The 18488-nt window shown below is 73.2% G+C and carries 15 protein-coding genes and 1 pseudogene; 7 read left to right on the top strand and 9 right to left on the bottom strand.

Annotated elements, in window-relative coordinates; genetic code table 11:
* The coding region (locus tag RH94_RS43820; protein ID WP_234425864.1) for a phosphatidylglycerol lysyltransferase domain-containing protein at positions 1–1117 on the bottom strand (1117 nt) is incomplete at its 3' end.
* Positions 1118–1229: 112 nt separating this feature from the next.
* Between RH94_RS43820 and RH94_RS18535 the strand changes: the two genes are divergently transcribed.
* Both RH94_RS18535 and RH94_RS18530 read left to right on the top strand, forming a co-directional pair.
* Positions 1230–1718, top strand: coding sequence for a universal stress protein (locus tag RH94_RS18535; protein ID WP_073948681.1), 489 nt, complete (start codon positions 1230–1232; stop codon positions 1716–1718).
* A gap of 129 nt (positions 1719–1847) precedes the next feature.
* Complete coding sequence (locus tag RH94_RS18530; RefSeq protein ID WP_073948680.1) at positions 1848–3260, top strand: amino acid permease; 1413 nt, start codon at positions 1848–1850, stop codon at positions 3258–3260.
* Here RH94_RS18530 and RH94_RS43815 read toward each other — a convergent pair.
* Positions 3220–3477, bottom strand: a complete 258-nt coding sequence (locus RH94_RS43815) for an alpha/beta fold hydrolase (RefSeq protein ID WP_158073069.1) — start codon at positions 3475–3477, stop codon at positions 3220–3222. The genes RH94_RS18530 and RH94_RS43815 overlap by 41 nt on opposite strands.
* 159 nt (positions 3478–3636) lie before the next feature.
* The gene (locus tag RH94_RS18520) at positions 3637–4818 is read right to left on the bottom strand and encodes a CapA family protein (protein WP_073948678.1); all 1182 of its coding nucleotides are present in this window, start codon (positions 4816–4818) and stop codon (positions 3637–3639) included.
* Positions 4819–5031: 213 nt separating this feature from the next.
* On the opposite strand from RH94_RS18520, the gene RH94_RS18515 reads away from it, so the two are divergent.
* The 3 genes from RH94_RS18515 (at position 5032) to RH94_RS18505 (ending at position 7031) form a co-directional block, all read left to right on the top strand.
* On the top strand, positions 5032–5580 hold the full coding sequence (locus tag RH94_RS18515; RefSeq protein ID WP_073948677.1) for a sigma-70 family RNA polymerase sigma factor: 549 nt from the start codon (positions 5032–5034) through the stop codon (positions 5578–5580).
* A 140-nt stretch (positions 5581–5720) separates the two neighbouring features.
* Entirely contained in the window at positions 5721–6239 is a 519-nt protein-coding gene (locus tag RH94_RS18510; protein WP_073948676.1) for a hypothetical protein, read from the top strand.
* A 141-nt stretch (positions 6240–6380) separates the two neighbouring features.
* Positions 6381–7031 carry a zf-HC2 domain-containing protein gene (locus tag RH94_RS18505; protein WP_073948675.1) on the top strand — a complete coding sequence of 217 codons (651 nt, stop codon included), beginning with the start codon at positions 6381–6383 and terminating at the stop codon, positions 7029–7031.
* Between the two features lie 91 nt (positions 7032–7122).
* Here RH94_RS18505 and RH94_RS18500 read toward each other — a convergent pair whose 3' ends face one another.
* Positions 7123–9213, bottom strand: coding sequence for a SpoIIE family protein phosphatase (locus tag RH94_RS18500; protein ID WP_073948674.1), 2091 nt, complete (start codon positions 9211–9213; stop codon positions 7123–7125).
* A gap of 179 nt (positions 9214–9392) precedes the next feature.
* Between RH94_RS18500 and RH94_RS18495 the strand changes: the two genes are divergently transcribed.
* Positions 9393–10814 (top strand): lipase maturation factor family protein, encoded by a 1422-nt coding sequence (locus tag RH94_RS18495; protein WP_073948673.1) that lies wholly within the window; start codon positions 9393–9395, stop codon positions 10812–10814.
* A 10-nt stretch (positions 10815–10824) separates the two neighbouring features.
* Here the strand turns inward: RH94_RS18495 and RH94_RS18490 are convergent, their stop codons facing one another.
* From RH94_RS18490 to RH94_RS18475, 4 genes are read right to left on the bottom strand one after another with little or no spacing between them, the layout of a single operon-like run.
* Entirely contained in the window at positions 10825–11664 is an 840-nt protein-coding gene (locus RH94_RS18490; protein WP_073948672.1) for an amidohydrolase family protein, read from the bottom strand.
* Complete coding sequence (locus tag RH94_RS18485; RefSeq protein ID WP_073948671.1) at positions 11661–12632, bottom strand: aldo/keto reductase; 972 nt, start codon at positions 12630–12632, stop codon at positions 11661–11663. Before RH94_RS18485 ends, RH94_RS18490 begins: the two co-directional genes overlap by 4 nt.
* Positions 12629–13384 carry an SDR family NAD(P)-dependent oxidoreductase gene (locus RH94_RS18480; protein ID WP_073948670.1) on the bottom strand — a complete coding sequence of 252 codons (756 nt, stop codon included), beginning with the start codon at positions 13382–13384 and terminating at the stop codon, positions 12629–12631. The genes RH94_RS18485 and RH94_RS18480 overlap by 4 nt, the downstream gene beginning before the upstream one ends.
* The gene (locus RH94_RS18475) at positions 13381–14721 is read right to left on the bottom strand and encodes an L-fuconate dehydratase (protein WP_073948669.1); all 1341 of its coding nucleotides are present in this window, start codon (positions 14719–14721) and stop codon (positions 13381–13383) included. The genes RH94_RS18480 and RH94_RS18475 overlap by 4 nt, the downstream gene beginning before the upstream one ends.
* Positions 14722–14748: 27 nt before the next feature.
* On the opposite strand from RH94_RS18475, the pseudogene RH94_RS46700 reads away from it, so the two are divergent.
* Positions 14749–15131, top strand: a pseudogene (locus tag RH94_RS46700) (hypothetical protein); the annotation flags it as partial.
* Positions 15132–15161: 30 nt separating this feature from the next.
* On the opposite strand, the gene RH94_RS18470 reads toward RH94_RS46700, so the two are convergent.
* Positions 15162–18176, bottom strand: a complete 3015-nt coding sequence (locus RH94_RS18470; RefSeq protein WP_073948668.1) for an alpha-mannosidase — start codon at positions 18174–18176, stop codon at positions 15162–15164.
* Between the last annotated feature and the right edge of the window lie 312 nt (positions 18177–18488).

Raw genomic sequence — 18488 nt, 5'->3', positions numbered from 1 at the left:
GGTGCACGGCCTGCCGGGTCACCCGCATGTCCCGGCCGTCGAGGTCGAAGCCGGCGACGTGCACGATGGCCTCGTCGCCGAGCTGGAGGGCGCCGAGTCCGGCGCGGGCGTAGGCCGTGGCGCCCTCCTCGGAGGCGCCCATGACGGCGGGTGTCCAGGCGTAGCGGCGGGCCACGTCCAGCCAGGCGGCGATGGCGCGCGGCCAGGTTTCGTGGTCGCCGACGGGATCGCCGCTGGCCAGGCAGACGCCGGCCTCGACGCGGTAGGTGACGGCGGCCCTGCCGCTGGGTGAGAAGACGACGGCCTTGTCGCGGCGGGTGGCGAAGTAGCCGAGGGAGTCGTCCTCACCGTAGGCCTTGAGCAGGGCGCGGATGCGGAGTTCCTCGTCGCCGTGCAGGGCCGCCTCCAGGCGCTGGGAGCGGAACAGTGTGGCGGCGGCGTTGAGCAGGGCGAGCGCGCCGAACAGGCCGAGCAGGAAGGACACCGGGCGCGGCGGGTGGCCGTTGAAGTCACGGGCGGAGACCAGGCCGCCCATGACCCGGTTGGCGGACCACGCCAGGTGCAGGCCGGGCGGCAGCGTGCCGGGGAAGAGCGCGACCAGGCCCCAGCCGACCAGGACCGCCACGGCGAGCCCGGCGACGAGCACGGCGAGCGCCCGCCACCAGGAGCCGCGGCGGGAGGCGGCGTAGAACTCCCCGTGGGCCGCGATCAGCGCCAGCAGGGCGAGGCCGCACAGGACGAGGGAGGGCGCCGACTCGGCGTACTCGCCGGCCGCCAGGCCCACGACGTCCCCGAGGATCACCAGGCCCAGGTAGACGACGACCAGCCACCAGGCGACCTTCTTGCGGGCGGCGGTCGCGCCGGCCAGCAGGAAGAGGAAGACGGCGTAGGCGAGGTTGACGCTGACCGGGACCAGGAGCAGGTCCAGGACGCGGACGAGCGGGTGCAGCAGGACGCGCAGCGGCGCGATGAGGTCCAGCAGCGCGCACAGCAGTCCCAGGGCGCCGAAGAAGGTGGCGAAGCCTTCCGGCACCTTGCCGAGGAACCGGTTCCGCTTCGGCGGCCGGGCGGGTTCGGCGGCGCCCCTGGGCGGGGCGGCGCCGGCGGTGGTGGTCATGGTTCCGAGGGGGTGGCGCTCATGCTTCCGACTGTAGGAACACCGCGCGCGGGCCGCCCGCCGGGAGGTCCCCGCCCGGGGCGGGAGGCGGGGGTTCCGATAGCCTCGCGGCGTGGCGGAACAGCACGAGCAGCACGGGCGGGACGAGCGGCGGGTGCACCGGTTCGAGCGGGGCACGGACGGGCCGAAGGTCATCGTCGTCGGCATGGACGGCTCCGACTCCTCGATGCGGGCCGCCGCGTACGCCGCCGGTCTCGCCCGGCGGCAGGGCGCGCTGCTCGCCGTGGTGTACGTGCAGCCGGCGCTGACGGCGGGGGCGGCGCTGGGCGCGCCAGTGGCCGGCACGACCCACGAGATCGCCGAGGACCTCGTGCGGCAGATCCGGGAGGCGGCCGAGCGGCTGAAGGGGACGTTCGAGGTCCGCTGGGAGTTCCACACGTTCAGCGGCGACCCGTACAACGGTCTGGTGCGGGCCGCCGACGAGCTGAAGGCGGACGCGGTGGTGGTGGGCGCGTCCGAGCAGGCCGGCCACCGGATCGTCGGCTCGGTCGCGGTCCGCCTGGTCAAGGCGGGACGATGGCCGGTGACGGTGGTGCCGTAGCCCCGTGGGGCGGACCGGCCGCCGCCTCGTCGCGGTCCGGCCGCGTACGTGGCGGCCTTCCCCGACCCGGCGGTGCTGAGCCATCATCGTCCGCCGTCAGCCGTTGCCGTAGGCGAAGAGGTGAGGCACATGGCCGGACTCCGGGCGGGTGAGGGCATTCTGCGCCGCAAACCCATCGAACACATCGAGGAGACGGAAGCCGGCGAGGGTCCGCGGCTGGAGCGGTCGCTGGGGCTGTGGCAGCTGACCGCGATCGGCGTGGGCGGCATCATCGGCGCCGGCATCTTCACCCTCGCCGGTACGGTGGCCAACGGCACGGCGGGACCCGCGGTGCTGGTGTCCTTCCTCATCGCGGGCGTGGCCAGTGCGGCGGCCGCCCTGTCGTACGCCGAGTTCGCGGGGCTGATCCCGAAGGCGGGCTCGGCCTACACCTACGGCTACGCGGTGCTCGGCGAGTTCGCCGGCTGGTTCATCGGCTGGGACCTGCTGCTGGAGTACACGGCGATCGTGGCGGTGGTCGCGATCGGCATCTCCGGCTACTTCAGCTTCCTCGTCGAGGACATGGGCGCGCATCTGCCGGCCTGGATGCTGGGCGCGCCCGGCACCGGCCCCGGGCACAAGGTGGACCTGTTCGCGGCGGTCCTGTGTCTGCTGATCGCCTGGCTGCTGACCCTCGGCATCCGCAGCGCGGCCCGTTTCGAGACGCTCGTGGTGGGGCTGAAGGTGCTGGTCGTGCTGGTGGTGATCCTGGTCGGCGTCTTCCACATCGACACCGCCAACTACCACCCGTTCTTCCCCTACGGGGTGAGCGGGGCGTTCACCGGTGCGGCGACGGTGTTCTTCGCGGTCTTCGGCTACGACGCGATGTCGACGGCGGCCGAGGAGTCCAAGGACGCGCGGCGGCACATGCCGAAGGCGATCATCTACTCGCTGGCGATCGCCATGGTGCTGTACGTGGCGGCCTGTCTGGTGCTGACCGGCATGCAGAACTACAAGTACATCAACAAGGAGAGCGGCTTCTCGACCGCGTTCAAGTCGGTGGGGCTGAGCCGGCTGGCGGACCTGATCGCGGTGGGCGCGATCATCGGCATCCTCACCGTGATGTTCACGTTCATGCTGGGCGTGACCCGGGTGTGGTTCTCCATGTCCCGGGACGGGCTGCTGCCCAAGTGGTTCGCGAAGACGCACCCCACGCGGCACGTGCCGACGCGCGTGACGTGGATCGTCGGGGTGGCGTCGGCCGCCATCGCCGGCTTCCTGCCGATCGCGGAGGCGGCCGAACTGACCAACATCGGCATCCTGCTGGCGTTCGTGGTGGTGTGCACGGCGGTGATCGTGCTGCGCTACCGGCAGCCGGACCTGCCGCGCGGCTTCCGTACGCCGTGGATGCCGTTCGTGCCGGCGCTGGGTGTCGTCTTCTCGATCTGGCTGATCACGTTCCTGAAGTGGGAGACCTGGGTGCGGTTCGCCGTGTGGTTCCTGATCGGGTGCGTGATCTACTTCACGTACTCGTACAAGCGCTCGGAGCTGGCCGGGCGCTGACGGGACGGGCGCCGGGCGGGAGCACGCGGAGGAAGTCCGTGACGATCCTGTTGAAGGCCCCGGGCTTCTCCGTGTTCGGGCAGTGCGCGGTGCCCTCGACCGTCACGGAGCGGCCGTCGGGGACGGTGCGGCGCATGGTGAACGACGCGGCGGCGCGCGGCCTGGTGGAGAGCGTGCCGGACCCGGCCCACCGGTGCTCGTCGCTGATCCGGCTCACGGACGCGGGCCGGGCGGCGATCACCGCGGTGCTCGCCCGTGAGCGCCTGCTGCCGCGCCGGGGCGGGGCGATCCGACGGAGGCCGACGTACGGGCCTGTCCGCGCGTCCTCGGCGAGATGCTCGCCCTCTTCGACCGCGTGGGCGTCGACCGACCGCCGTCACCGCCCCATCATCAGCCCGTCCTTCGCCGCGCCCCGGCCGAACACCACGGTCTGGATCCGGTCCAGTACGCCCTGCAGGTCGGCGCCCCGGGCGACGGCCTCGCCCACGTTCACCACCCGGCCGGCGTCCGGGTCGAACACCCCGGGGACGAACTCGGCCCGGGCCACCTCCCAGCGTCCGCCCGACCGGGCGGGCGGGGCGAAGGTGAAGCGGGCGAGGGTGCTCTGGTGGGCGCGCGGGTCCCGCGGGCCGCGTTGGTCGGCAGGCTGCCCGGCGACCTGGTCGCCCAGGCCGTAGACCACCCAGGTGCCGTTGACCTTCTCGTACGGCTGCGGAACGTGGGCGTGGGTCCCGAGGATCAGGTCGATGTCGGGCCGGCCGCCGGTCTGCGACGCGGTGAGTCGCCGGGCCAGGGCGAGCTGCTGTTCGTCGGGCGCCTCCTGCCAGGCCGGGCCCCAGTGCAGGGACACGACCACGATGTCGGCGCCCGCCGCGCGGGCGGCTCTCGCGTCGGCGGCGATCCGGTCCCCGTCGATCAGGCGGACCGCCCACGGCTGCCCGGGCGGGAACGGGCCGTTCGAGCCGGCGGTGTAGGCCAGGTGGGCGACCATCGCGCCGCCTGCCCGCAGGAGCGTGCCGCGTGCCTCGGCCTCGCTGCGTGCCGATCCGGCGTGCCGCACCCCCGCGCGGTCGAGGGCGTCCAGGGTGCGCCAGACGCCGTCGGCGCCGGCGTCCAGGGTGTGTTCGGAGGCGGTGGAGCAGCTGTCGTAGCCTGTCGCGGCGAGCGCCTGCGCCAGTTCGGACACGAACGTATGGGGGGGAGCGCCGGCGTAGGGGGCGTTCGCGCCGAACACGGCGTCCAGGTGGCAGAGCGCCAGGTCGGCCCGGGAGACGGCGGATCGCACGCCTTCGAACACCGGCCGGAAGTTGTAGCCCACGCCACCTCCGTCGAAGCCGGCCCTGTCGACGACCGAGGAGTCCGGCAGGATGCCGCCGGAGGCGACGAGCGTGAACGCGCCGGGCGCCGCAGGGCCGGGCTCCGCCGCGGCGCGCGAGGCCGACGGGGCCGGGCGTCCGGGCGGAGCGTGCTGCTGTTCCCTGTGATGGTTCTGGCAGGCGGCGGCCGCGGCGAGGAGGGCCGTCACGACCAGACCCACCTGCCGTCTGCGTGCGATCATCGGTTCACCCCACAGCGGTCGTATGGACAGACAAATGAGTACGAATCTGACGGCCTCCGCAAACGGGATCGGCGCGCCGTTGGCTCGTCCGGTGGACGTCGAGGGGCGGACGGACGACCGTTCGTCGAACCGTTCGTCGACGCGATCGACCGTCCGCCGCACAGCGGTGTGCGTGCCCTGTCCCCGCACGGCCCCCTGCGATGCCATACGGCCATGACGGCCGGAATCACTCTCCCGCACGCCACGACGACCGCCGAGCACGAACTCGCCGCCCTGCAGCGCGAGCACGGCCGACCGTTGTTCGCGCTGCTGTTGCGCCTGTGCGACGGCGACCGCCAGCGCGCCGAGGACCTGCTGCAGGAGACGCTCGTACGCGCCTGGCAGCACCCCGAGGCGCTGCGCACCGACGCCTTCGACTCCGTAAGGCCCTGGCTGCTGACCGTGGCGCGCCGGCTCGCCATCGACGCGCGCCGGGCCCGGCAGGCGCGGCCGCCGGAGGTCGGGGACGCCGACCTGGAGAACGCGCGGGTCATCGCCGACCACGCCGAGCGGGCCGCCGCGATGCTCGACGTGCGGGAGGCTGTGAAGACTCTCACTCCGGAGCACCGTGAAGTCCTGGTGCTGGTGTACTTCCAGGGGGCGAGTGTGGCGGAGGCCGCCCGGACGCTTGGGATCCCGCCCGGTACCGTGAAGTCCCGCGCGTTCTACGCGCTGCGCGCCCTGCGCCGGATGCTCCCGGGCTACGCGGCCGACCTGCGGTGAAACCGACCGCAGGGTCAAGCCTTCGCAAAGCGCCTTGCTGCGGACCTCCGTTGAGTAATCGGCTGTCCTCATCCGTGTTCCGGACGAGGCCCCCATCCGGGGCCGGGCCAGGAGCACGCACCGGAGGAAGGCAGGAAGGGATGCAGCACAGAGGGCAAGAGAGCACGGACGGCCACGACGGCGGTGAACTGGCCGTCCCCATGGCGTGGTTGTACGCCGAGTACATCGCCGACGAACTGCTGCGGACCGGCGACCTGATGCCGCCGACGTCCGTCGAGTTCCGCGCCGGACGGGACGCGCTGGCGCTCACCGTCTTCCTCTCCGACACCGGCGGTGAGCTCTCCGGCATCCAGGTGGTCACGCAACTGGAGACCTGGCTGTCGCTGACCGCGTACGACCAGCCGTGGCAGGACTGGGTGTGCGAGCGGATGGCCGACCTCGCGGCCGACGCGCACGCCCGCGGGGCGCGCTCCCCCGACCTGGCGCTGGCCGAGGCGGCCTGGCGCTGGTTGGAGGAGACCGAGCTGCTCGCACCCGACCTGGACGCGGTGCCGGGCGGCGTGGCGGGGGCGACCGGCGAGGACGAGGGACCGCAGGTGTGGACGCCCGCCTGGCAGCTCGGACTGCCCCTCGGACATCTCGCCATCCATCTTTTTTAGATTCCGACCAATCCGCGGGCCCGGCCGCTCCGAACCTCTTGATTACGATTCGGTGCGTGTCTTGAGTGATTCGGCAGTGCGCTGCGTACGGGTGGGAGCAAGGAGTAACCCCACCCACACACATAGGCACGAGGATTCGGCATGAGGTCCCTGGAAAGGCATGGCGACGTCGGCGCGTACGCGCTCGGCGTGCTGGACGAGGCGGAGGCCTTCCGCTTCGAGGACCACCTCATGGAGTGCCCTCGCTGCGCGGCGCACGTCACCAAGTTCGGACCGACGGCACGGCAGCTGATGCTGTACCGCAGGGCCACGCCGCGCTTCGTGCACCCCATGACCCAGCCCGGCCCCAGGCTGCTGGACCGGCTGGTCGGTGAAGTGGCGCGCAGGCGCCGGGCCGGACGGCGGCGCCTGCTGTACGGCCTGGCCGCCTCGGTGGTGCTCGCCGTGGGCGGTCCGGCGGTGATGGCCGTCGCCGGGCACCACGACGGGCCCTTTCAGGTGGCGGCCACCGACACGGGCACCGGTGTGTGGGCCGAGGTCAGGGCCGCGGACCGGGACTGGGGCAGCGACATCGAGGTGCAGGTCAGGGACGGGGCCGGGCCCCACTCCTGCCGGCTGGTCGTGTTCGGCCGCGACGGCTCGGAGCAGACGGTGACCACCTGGAAGGTGTCGGCGCACGACGGCCGGGCGCACAGGATGGCCGGCGGCACGTCGATGCACACGGGCGACATCGACCGCTTCGAAGTACGCACGGCGCAGGGACAGCGCCTGGTGACCCTGGACGCCCGCTGAGCCCCCTGTCCCCTCCGTTCCCTCCTCTCCCCTCCTTCCTCCGTCCGTGCACCCGCGGGCCGCTCTTCTTCTCCGGTGCCGGCGAGACGCCTCAGCTCCGCTCCTCCGGTACCACGAACTCGCACCACAGGCACTTGCCGCCGCCGCGTGCCTCCACGCCCCACACGTCGGTGAGCCGGTCCACGAGCAGCAGACCGCGCCCCGAGAGCCCCTGCTCCCCCGGATCCCGGCGGTGCGGCAGGGTGCTGGCGGAGTCCTCGACCTCGATGCGCAGCCGCCGGTCGGTGCCGCTGAGGACCCGCAGGGTCACGACCGCGGCGCCCTCGGTGTGCATCAGGGCGTTGGTGATCAGTTCGTCGGCCACGAGTTCGATCTCGTACGACCGCTCCCGGGCGCCCCAGGAACGGACCGCGTTGCGGACCATGTGCCGGACCTGGGCCAGGTCCTCGGGGTCGCCGGGAGCCACGTGCCACTGCAGCCGGCCGGCGGGCTGCTGTTCGGTCAGCGCCCGGCGGCGCAGCACCAGCAGGGCCACGTCGTCGTCTCCGCCGCGTTCCTCGGCCAGTTCCATGAGCCGGTCGGCGAGCTCCCGTGCGTCCTCGGGTCCGTCGGCGACGGACCCGATGAGGGCGCGCATCCCGTCGTCGAGGTCGGCGCCGGGCTGTTCGACCAGGCCGTCGGTGCACAGCACCAGGGACTGCCCGGGGTCGAGTTCCATGGTGCTGACCGGGTACTCCAGGCTGCCGAACTCGGCGGACAGGCCCAGCGGCAGGCCGCCGTCGACGGTGACCCTGCGGCAGTTGCCGTCGCCCAGTCGCACCAGCGGGTCGATGTGCCCGGCGCGGACCAGTTGGACGATGCCGGTGGACAGGTCGGCCTCCGCGTACAGGCAGGTGGCGAAGCGGTCGGTGTCGAGTTCGTGCAGGAAGACGGAGGAGCGGGCCATCACGGTGGCCGGTGTGTGGCCCTCGGCCGCGTAGGCGCGCAGCACGATGCGCAGCTGGCCCATGACGGCGGCGGCGTGGGTGTCGTGGCCCTGGACGTCGCCGATGACGGCGCCGACCCGGCCGCCGGGCAGCGGGATCAGGTCGTACCAGTCGCCGCCGATGTCCCGGCCGAGGGAGCCGCCCGCGTAGCCGGAGCGGTAGCGGACGGCGACGTCGGCGCCGGGCACGCTGGGGATGGTGCGCGGCAGCATGGCCTGCTGCAGGCCCTGGGCGAGGTCCTTCTCCTGCTCGAAGAGCATGGCCCGCTGCAGGCTCTGCGCGATGCTGCTGCCGAGGGCGACCAGGACGTTGCGCTCTTCCGGGGAGAAGCCGCGGCGGTCGCTGTAGAGCAGGCCCATGCCGCCGATCGGGCGGGCGTGGGCGATCAGCGGCAGATAGGCGGCGGAGGTGATGTTCAGGCCGGTGATGTGCGGCCACAGAACGGGGTAGCGCTCGGCGAAGTCCTCCGGGGACTCGATGAAGCGGGGGCTGAGGGTGCGTACGGCCTCGCTCATCGGGTAGGGCTCGTCGATCCGGGTGACGTCGGTGCCGGGCACCGATGTGCCCTCGGGGCCCTCGGCGACGAGCCGGATGCGGCCGGCCTCAACCAGGCCGAGGACCAGGCTCCTGGCCCCGAGGAGGGCCAGTCCGTGGGTGTCCTTGACGACGTCGATGACGTCCTGGACGGTGCGCGCGTGGGCGAGGGCGGCGGTGGCGGTCTCCACGACGTTGGTCTGCTCGCGCCGGGCGGCGTCCTGGGCGGCCCGCTCGCGGCGGGCGGCGATCTCGCCGAGCTCCTCGGTGGCGTCGCGGAGGATGCCGATGATCCTGCGCGGGCGGCCCGTCCCGTCGCGGCGGATGTAGCCCTGGACGTGGGTCCAGCGCAGGCTGCCGTCGCGGCGGCGCAACCGGACGTAGGTGCCGTAGTTCTCGCTCCCGTCCTTCATCGCCTGGGCCACCAGCGCGTCCAGGCGTTCGCGCTCGGCGCCCGGCAGCCGGTCGCCCAGGGTGCCCGGACGGCCGTCGTGCTCCTCGGGGGTGATGTCGAAGATCCGGTGGCCCTGGGCATCCATGTGCACCAGCCCGGCGTCCAGGTCCCAGTCGAAGCTGCCCATGCGGTTGAGCGCCAGGATCGGGTCCGGATGGGCCGGCCAGTCCTCCGGGAGTGACAGGGCGGACGCTCCCTGTTCGGCCATGGGCGACACCTTGCCAGGGTTTGTCGGATTCTTCGAGCCGGGGATGGGGTAGCCGGGGCCCGTCACCATTATGTGCCTCACTCGTTTCCCCCTCGCTCGCCGGAAGCACCCGGGCGAGCGAGGGGACACGGGCCGTGGCCGCGGTCCGGTGCCGCGCCGGAGGAGAGGAGCGCACGGCCGTGGGATGGTTCACCGCACCCGACTACTGGCTGAGCCGGCTGGTCTTCCAGCGGGCGCTGGCCGCGGTGTATCTGGTCGCGTTCCTGACGGCGGCCCTGCAGTTCCGGGCGCTGCTCGGCGAGCGCGGCATGCTGCCGATCCCCCGTTTCGTCGAGCGGGTGCCGTTCCGGCTGGCGCCGAGCCTGTTCCACCTGCGCTACTCCGACCGGCTCTTCGCGGCGGTCGCGTGGACCGGGTGCGCGGTGTCGGCGGCGCTGGTCGCGGGGCTGGACTCGTGGGTGCCGCTGTGGGGCGGGATGCTGCTGTGGCTGGTGCCCTGGGCGCTGTACCTGTCGATCGTCAACGTCGGGCAGACCTGGTACGGCTTCGGCTGGGAGTCGCTGCTGCTGGAGACCGGTTTCCTGGCGGTCTTCCTCGGCAACGACGAGGTGGCCCCGCCCGTCGTGGTGCTGTTCCTGCTGCGCTGGATCCTCTTCCGCGTCGAGTTCGGCGCCGGACTGATCAAGATGCGCGGCGACGAGTGCTGGCGGAAGCTGACCTGTCTGCACCACCACCACGAGACGCAGCCGATGCCGGGCCCGCTGAGCTGGTTCTTCCACCATCTGCCCGGACCTCTGCACAAGGCCGAGACGGCCGCCAACCACGTCACGCAACTGGTGGTGCCGTTCCTGCTGTTCACCCCGCAGCCCATCGCCACGGCCGGGGCCGCGCTGATGATCGTCACCCAGTTGTGGCTGGTGCTGTCCGGGAACTTCTCCTGGCTGAACTGGATCACGATCGTGCTGGCGCTGTCGGCCGTCCGGTTCCCGGCGAGTCCGCCGTCCGTGCCGGCCGCGCCCCTGTGGTACGAGGTCGTGGTGCTCGCCGTCGCCGCGCTGGTGGTCGTGCTCAGCCACCGCCCGGTGCTGAACATGATCTCCCGCCGCCAGGTCATGAACCGCTCCTTCGACCCGCTGCACCTGGTCAACACCTACGGCGCGTTCGGCAGCATCAGCCGTGTCCGCTACGAGGTGGTGGTCGAGGGCACGCGGGACGACACACCGCGCGAGGACGCGGACTGGCGGGAGTACGAGTTCCGGGGCAAGCCCGGTGATCCCCGGCACTGGCCGCGCCAGTTCGCGCCCTACCATCTGCGCCTGGACTGGATGATGTGGTTCGCGGCGCTGTCCCCGGCCTACGCCGGCGCCTGGTTCGGCGCGATGGTGGAACGGCTCCTGGAGAACGACCGCGACACCCTCGGACTGCTGCGCCGCTCCCCCTTCCCGCCCGACGAGCCGCCGCGCTACGTCCGCGCCCGCCTGTTCCGCTACCGCTACACCAGCTGGCGGGAGCTGCGCGCGACGGGCGCCTGCTGGGATCGCACCTACGTAAGGGAGTTCCTGCCGCCGACCCGGCTGGCCGAGACCGCGCAGCGGTCGTGAACGGCCCTCGTCACAGGCCGTACACCCGGGTGGCCGTGCCCTCGAAGATCGCCGTGCGTTCGGAGGAAGTGAGGACCGAGGTCAGGTCGCGGGCCGTGGCGAGGACGTCCGCGTAGCTCGCCGCGAGGGTGCACACCGGCCAGTCCGAGCCGTACATCAGGCGGTCCGGGCCGAAGGCGTCCAGGACCACGTCGGCGTAGGGGCGCAGGTCGGCGGTGGTCCAGCCGGCGGGGTCGGCCTCGGTGACCATGCCGGAGAGCTTGCAGACGGTGTGGGGCAGGGCGGCCAGGGCGCGGACGGCCGTGGCCCAGGGCTCCCGTGCGCCCGAGGCGATCGGCGGCTTGCCCAGGTGGTCCAGGACGAAGGTGAGGCCCGGGTGGCCGGCGGCGGCCTCGGCGCAGGCCGGGAGCTGACGGGGGGTGACGACCAGGTCGTACACCAGGCCCGCGTCGGCGACGGCCGCCAGGCCCCGGTGCACGTCGGGGCGCAGCAGCCACCGGGGGTCGGGTTCGGCCTGGACCTGGTGGCGGATGCCCTTGAGACGACGGCCGCCGGGCAGTTCGCGGAGGCGGGCGAGTTCACCGGCGACGTCGGGGCGGGTGAGGTCGACCCAGCCGACCACGCCCGCGATCAGGTCGTGTCCGTCCGCCAGGGCCAGGAACTCGGGGGTCTCCTCGGGCACGGTGACCGTCTGGACGAGGACCGTGCGGCCGACTCCGGCGGCGCGGGTCTGCGGGCGGAGGTCGTCGGCGGTGAAGTTCCGGCGCAGCGGCTCCAGCTCGGGGCCCGTGATCCAGTCCTGGTCGCGGACGGTCAGGTCCCAGACGTGGTGGTGGGCGTCGACGGTCACGGCCGCTCCCCCGCGGCGGGCAGCAGGCCGGTCTCCCGCAGCTCCCGCCAGAAGGCGGCGGGCACCGGTGCGGCGAACCGCTCGGCGCAGTCGCGGACTTCGTCGGCCGAGCGGGCCCCGACCAGGACGGCGGCCACGGCCGGGTGCCCGGCGCAGAACCTCAGGGCGGCGCCTCGCAGGGTGGTGCCGTGCCGGTCGGCGACCGCCTTCATGCGCCGGGCCCGGTGCAGCAACCCGGCCGGCGCGCGGGTGTAGTCGTACGTCGCTCCGGGCCTGGGATCGGCCAGCAGGCCGGAGTTGAAGGCGCCGCCGACGACAACGGACACGCCCCGTTCGGCGGCCGCCGGCAGCAGCTCGGTCCGGGCCCGCTGGTCGAGCAGGGTGTAGCGGCCGGCGCACAGCACCACGTCCACGTCCGTGTCACGGACGAACCGGGTCAGCATCTCCGCCTGGTTCATGCCCGCCCCGATGGCGCCGACCACGCCCTGGGACCGCAGCTCCTCCAGTGCCGGGTAGCCCTCGCGAAAGGCCTGCTCGGCGTGGTCGTCGGGGTCGTGCAGGTAGACGACGTCGACGCGGTCCAGGCCGAGCCGTTCGAGACTGGCCTCCAGCCCGCGCCGTACCCCGTCCGCGCTGAAGTCCCACACCCGGCGGTGGGTGGCGGGCACGGCGAAGCCGTGGGCCAGATCGTCCCCGTCCCCGTCCGACGGCTCCAGGAGGCGGCCCACCTTCGTGGACACCGCGTAGGCCGACCGCGGGTGCTCCCGCAGCGCCGCGCCCAGGCGGCGTTCGGACAGGCCGAGGCCGTAGTGCGGGGCGGTGTCGAAGTAGCGGATGCCCTGCTGCCAGGCGGCGGCCACGGCCGCGCGCGCCTGCTCCTCGCCGACCGGCGCGTACAGGTTGCCGAGGGCGGCGGCGCCGAACCCGAGGGCGCTGACCTCGACGCCGCTCCTCCCCAGGGTGCTCACCGGCCCTCCGGGCGCGGTCGCAAGCCCTGCATGCCGCCGTCGACGGCGAGGGCGGTGCCGGTGGTGGCACCGGACAGCGGGCTTGCCAAGTAGGCGATGGCCGCGGCGACTTCGGCGGCGGTGACCAGGCGGCCGGTGGGCTGGCGGGCCCGCAGGGCGGCGCGTTCGGCGGCCGGGTCGGGGGCGGCGTCCAGCAGGCGTGCGACCCACGGAGTGTCCACCGTGCCGGGGTTGACGCAGTTGACGCGGATGCCCTCGCGGACGTGGTCGGCGGCCATGGCGAGAGTGAGGGAGTACACGGCACCCTTGGTGGCGCTGTAGAGGGCGCGCTGCGGCAGTCCCGCGGTGGCGGCGACGGAGCAGGTGTTGACGATCGCGGCGTGCGCGGAGGCGCGCAGGTGCGGCAGGGCGGCGCGGGCGGTGCGGACCATGCCGAGGACGTTGACGTCGAAGACGTGGCGCCACTCCTCGTCGTCGTTGTCCTCCACGGTGCCCCGGGCGCCGATGCCCGCGTTGTTGACCAGTACGTCGAGTCCGCCGAGGTCGGTGGCGGCGGCCGCCACCGCCTCGCGGACGGACGTGTCGTCGGTGACGTCGGCGCGGTGACCGGTCAGCGGCTTCTCCACGGACGACGGGTCCAGGTCGAGGACGGCCACCCGCGCGCCGCGTTCGGCGAGGAGTTCGGCGGTCGCCCGGCCGATGCCGGAGGCGCCGCCGGTCACCAGCGCCCTGAGTCCGTCGAAGTCGCTCATGCGGGGGTCCCCTTCCGCCGGTCGGAGTCGGCGGCCCAGTAGGTGCCGCCGGGGTAGGTGTACCGCTCGACGGACTCGGGGCGCATGGTGGCCGAGAAGCCCGGGGCGGTGGGGGCCGTGTAGTGGCCGTCGCGGATCACCACGGGGTCCAGGAAGTGCTCGTGCAGGTGGTCGACGTACTCGATGACCCGGTCCTCGGTGGTGCCGGAGACGGCCACGTAGTCGAACATCGACAGGTGCTGGACGAGTTCGCACAGGCCGACGCCGCCCGCGTGCGGGCAGACCGGCACGCCGAACTTGGCCGCGAGCAGCAGGATCGCCAGGTTCTCGTTGACCCCGCCGACGCGGGCCGCGTCGATCTGGAGGATGTCGAGGGCGCCGGCCTGGAGCATCTGCTTGAAGACGACGCGGTTGTGCGCGTGTTCGCCGGTGGCGACCTTCACCGGGGCGACGGCCTCGCGGATGGCCGCGTGCGCGAGGATGTCGTCGGGGCTGGTGGGCTCCTCGATCCAGTACGGGTCGAACTCGGCCAGCGCCCTGGTCCAGCGGACCGCCTCGGCCAGGTCCCAGCGCTGGTTGGCGTCGATCGCCATGCGGACGTCCGGGCCGACGGCCGCGCGGGCCACCCGGCAGCGGCGTATGTCGTCGTCGAGGTCCGCGCCGACCTTCAGCTTGATCTGCGTGAAGCCGTCGGCGACGGCCTGCGCGGCGAGTTGGGTGAGCTTGTCGTCGCCGTAGCCGAGCCAGCCCGCGGAGGTGGTGTACGCGGGGAACCCCTGTGCCAGCAGCCGGGCCGTGCGCTCCTCGGCGCCCTCCCGGCCCCGGCGCAGGATCCGCAGTGCCTCCTCGGGGGTGAGGGCGTCGGTGATGTACCGGAAGTCGATCTGGGCGAGAAGCCACTCGGGGTCGGCCTCGGCGAGCAGCCGCCACAGGGGCTTGCCGGCGCGTTGGGCGGCGAGGTCCCACACCGCGTTGACGACCGCGCCGACGGCCATGTGCATCACGCCCTTCTCGGGGCCCAGCCAGCGCAGTTGGCTGTCGTCGACCAGGGCGCGGAAGACCGCTCCCGGATCCGCGCAGACCCCGTCCACGTCCCGTCCGACGACATGTCCGCGCAGTGCCCCGATCGCGGCGGTCTGGACGTCGTTGCCCCGCCCGATGGTGAAGGCGAGACCGTGTCCCTCGGGCCCGCCGTCCGCGTCCGTGCGCAGCACGACGTAGGCCGCCGAGTAGTCGGGGTCCGGGTTCATGGCGTCGGAGCCGTCGAGCTCGCGCGAGGTGGGGAAGCGGATGTCGTAGGTGTCGACCGCGGTGATACGGGCGGGTGTCGGGGACACGGAGAGCCTTTCGGTCGGGTTGCCCGCATGGTTGTCGGGCCACTGCGCGCACGCAACACCCCTCGAAGCCAAGTCCTCCTGCTTTTCAGCCGTAGTGGTCGGACCACAGGGGTGGCCGACCTGCGGCGCACGGTGACGCGGCGCGCGATCGAGCGGATCGGGGCGGTGATCGCCGAGGGTCCGCTGGAGGCGGGGGAGCTGCTGGAGACCTTCGGCGTGGTCGCCGGCCTCTCCCGGCCGCCGCGCGGATCGGTCCCGGCCACCTGGCCGCGGTGGAAAAGCCTCCGGCCGTGCCCCCGGAGGGCCTGTTCTCACGCGCCTTCCGCGCCCGCGACCCGGAGGCGGCACGGGCGGCCGCGGCGGCGCACGTGGGCGAGGCGGAGGAGTGGCTGCGGGCGCAACCGGGATCGTGGCCCTGCCGGCCGGCGCGGGCAGCGGCGTCACGCGCGCCGCAGCCGCAGCGTCATCAGCTCGAACGGCCGCAGCCGCAGGGCGATCCGGTCTCCGTCCCGCTCCGGTGCCTCCGCCTCGGGCAGGGGCCGCTCCAGGAGGTCCGTCACCGTGACGTCCGCGACCTCGAACCCCGCCGTCAGCGTCGCCCGGGCCCGGCCCCCGTGGGCCTCGTGGAAGCGGACCACCACGTCACCGCTGCCGTCGTCGGCCGGCTTCACCGCCGTCACGACCACCGCGTCCTCGTCCACCGCCACCAGCGGGGCCACCTCCCCGGCGCCGGTCAGCCGCCGCTCGGGCAGGTTGATCCGCCAGCCCTCGCGCACCGCGTCCCCGATGTCCGCGCCGGGCACCAGGGCGTGCCGGAAGCGGTGGACGCCCTCGTCGGTCCAGGGGTCCGGGAAGCGCGGGGCGCGCAGCAGGGACATCCGGACCGTGGTGGTGGTCCCCCGGTCGCCGTCGGTGCGGACCGTACGGGTCACGTCGTGGCCGTACGTCGAGTCGTTGACGATCGCCACGCCCCAGCCGGGCTCTTCGAGGTGCACGAAGCGGTGGTTGCAGGCCTCGAACCTGGCCGCGTCCCACGAGGTGTTGGTGTGCGTGGGCCGGTAGAAGTGCCCGAACTGGGTCTCGGACGCGTACCGTTCGGCGTGCACGTCCAGCGGGAAGGCCAGCTTGAGGAACTTCTCCGTCTCGAACCACTCCACCTCCGTGTCCAGCACCAGCCGCCGCTCCCCCGCCGGGAGCGACAGCACCTGGGTGACGCCGGACGCCCCGAAGGACCGCACGACCCGCACCGAGGCACCCTCCTCGTCCTCGCCGGCCGTGACCGACTCGGCGTCGGTGAGGTCGGTGACGGTGTTGCGGTAGAACTCGTCCACGTCCCAGGCGTCCCACATGTTCGGCAGGTCGGGGTGGAGCTGGAGGAGGCCCGCGGCCCGGCCCGGGGCGATGGTCTCGCGGTCGGCGCCGATGTCGTACACCGAGACGACCAGTCCCCGGGCGTCGGTCTCCACCCGCAGCAGGCCGTTGTCCAGGACGTGTCCGCCGCCCTCGCGGGCCGTCAGCTCCGTGCGGCCCGACCGGCCGGCCGGGGTGGCGGCGCCGCCTGCCGGGACGCCCGCGCGGGCGTGCGGGGCCGCGTTGAAGAGGAGCGGTGTCCCGCCCTCGCCCGCCAGCGCGCGCTGGGCGGCCTCGATGATCCCGTTCAGCTCCGCGGCGATCCGCTCGTACGTCGCCCGTGCCTCCCGGTGCACCCAGGCGATGGAGGACCCCGGCAGGATGTCGTGGAACTGGTGGAGCAGCACCGTCTTCCAGATCCGGTCCAACTCCTCGTACGGGTAAGGGAATCCGTTCCGTACGGCCGCCGTCGTCGCCCACAGTTCCGCCTCCCGCAGCAGGTGTTCGCCGCGCCGGTTGCCCTGCTTGGTCCCGGCCTGGCTGGTGAGGGTGGCGCGGTGCAGCTCCAGGTACAGCTCGCCGACCCAGACGGGGGGTTCGGGGTACTCGGCCTCGGCCTTGTCGAAGAAGGCCCGCGGGGTCTCCCACTGAACGCGCGGCGAGCCCTCCAGGTCGCGCAGCCGGGCGGCCTTGGCGACCATCTCGCGGGTGGTGCCGCCGCCTCCGTCGCCCCAGCCGGTGGGTGCGAGGGAGTGCCGGGCGGCGCCCTTTTCCCTGAAGTTGCGGGCCGCGTGGGCGATCTCGCTGCCGTGCAGGGAGCAGTTGTAGGTGTCGACGGGCGGGAAGTGGGTGAAGATCCGGGTGCCGTCGATGCCCTCCCACAGGAAGGTGTGGTGCGGGAACCTGTTGGTCCGCGACCAGGAGATCTTCTGCGTCAGCAGCCGCTTGGAGCCCGCCGCCCTGATGATCTGCGGCAGTCCGGCGGCGAAGCCGAAGGTGTCGGGCAGCCAGGCCTCGTCGTTCTCGATGCCGAACTCGTCGAGGAAGAACCGCTTGCCGTGCACGAACTGCCGGGCCATCGCCTCCGAGCCGGGCATGTTGGTGTCCGACTCCACCCACATGCCGCCGGCCGGCACGAACCGTCCGCCGGCCACCGCCTTCTTCACCCGGGCCCACACCTCGGGCCGGTGTTCCTTCAGCCACGCCCACTGCTGGGCCTGGGACATGGCGAAGACGAACTCCGGCTCGTCCTCGAGCAGGGCGGTCATGTTGGCCGCCGTACGGGCCACCTTGCGCACGGTCTCGCGCAGCGGCCACAGCCACGCCGAGTCGATGTGCGCGTGCCCGACCGCGCTGATCCGGTGCGCGGAGGCGGCGGCGGGAGCGGCGAGCACGTCGGTGAGGTGTGCGCGGGCGCGCCCGGCCGTGGCGTTCACGTCCTGCGGGTCGACCGCGTCGAGCGCCCGCTCCACCGCGCGCAGGATCTCCCAGCGGCGCTGCGAGTCCGCCGGCAGCTCGGTCATCAGCTCGCCGAGCACTTCGAGGTCCATCACCAGCTGCCACACGGTCTCGTCGAACACGGCGAGGTCCATGCGGGCGAGCGTGTACTGCGGCTCGCTGCCCGCGGTCTCCTCGTCGCCGAACAGCGCGTTGCCGAGGATCACCGGGTTGGCGGCGGCCTCGATGTGCAGGCGCACCTCCTCGCCGCCCGCGACGGGGGCGCCGATGCGGACCCACTGGTTGCGCGGGCTCAGGCCCTTCACCGGGGTTCCGTCGGGCAGATGGACGAGGCCCTCGCACTGGAAGCCGGGCATGTTCTCGTCGAAGCCGAGGTCGAGCAGCGCCTCGACGGTCCTGCCGGCCCAGTCCTCGGGCACGGTCCCGGTCACCCGGAACCAGCTGGTGCCCCACGGAGCACCCCACCGGGCGCCCGCCTCGACCGGCTCCGGCTCGGCGGCCAGCCCCTCGGCGACCGGGACGGGTTCCCCGGGCGCATGCCACACCGCCACCTCCAGCGGGACGGACTCGGGGTACACGGCGGGGCGGATGCGCTCGTCGAGCACCCGCCGGAGGCGGGCCTCGACGAGGGTGCGGTCGTCATGCATGAGAGGCGCTCCCTGGGTCGTACGTCAACGGGTGGTCGCCCGGTGCGGGTGACGGTCGCGGGGGCCGGCGCGCTGTACGGTTCCCCCTCCGCACACGGCTCCAACCGCGCGGCCGCGGGGCCTCTCGACGCGGGGCGTCCGGGCGGGGCAGAGTTCTCTGTGCGTACTCGTCAGTACGCCCCTGTCCGTACCCTGCCCGCCCCCCGTCCGTCCTTTTCACCCCCTTCACCCCCTTCATCCCCTTCCGAGGAGCGCCCGTGACCAACTGGGTGGGCCGCAGTGCCGCCGAGATCGCCGCCGCCGTACGCGAGA

It is taken from the genome of Streptomyces kebangsaanensis, from assembly GCF_001906585.1.
Taxonomy (GTDB): domain Bacteria; phylum Actinomycetota; class Actinomycetes; order Streptomycetales; family Streptomycetaceae; genus Streptomyces; species Streptomyces kebangsaanensis.
Note: the sequence above shows the minus strand (reverse complement) of the source record. Positions and strands in the feature narration are given on the sequence as shown.

What these genes read in the sequence shown, in the direction of transcription:
- RH94_RS18515 (WP_073948677.1), top strand. Translation starts at nt 5,032, where the DNA reads ATGACGGCCGGAATCACTCTCCCGCACGCCACGACGACCGCCGAGCAC.
- RH94_RS18480 (WP_073948670.1), bottom strand. Translation starts at nt 13,384, where the DNA reads ATGAGCGACTTCGACGGACTCAGGGCGCTGGTGACCGGCGGCGCCTCC.
- RH94_RS18510 (WP_073948676.1), top strand. Translation starts at nt 5,721, where the DNA reads ATGCAGCACAGAGGGCAAGAGAGCACGGACGGCCACGACGGCGGTGAA.
- RH94_RS18470 (WP_073948668.1), bottom strand. Translation starts at nt 18,176, where the DNA reads ATGCATGACGACCGCACCCTCGTCGAGGCCCGCCTCCGGCGGGTGCTC.
- RH94_RS18520 (WP_073948678.1), bottom strand. Translation starts at nt 4,818, where the DNA reads ATGATCGCACGCAGACGGCAGGTGGGTCTGGTCGTGACGGCCCTCCTC.
- RH94_RS18530 (WP_073948680.1), top strand. Translation starts at nt 1,848, where the DNA reads ATGGCCGGACTCCGGGCGGGTGAGGGCATTCTGCGCCGCAAACCCATC.
- RH94_RS18500 (WP_073948674.1), bottom strand. Translation starts at nt 9,213, where the DNA reads ATGGCCGAACAGGGAGCGTCCGCCCTGTCACTCCCGGAGGACTGGCCG.
- RH94_RS18505 (WP_073948675.1), top strand. Translation starts at nt 6,381, where the DNA reads ATGAGGTCCCTGGAAAGGCATGGCGACGTCGGCGCGTACGCGCTCGGC.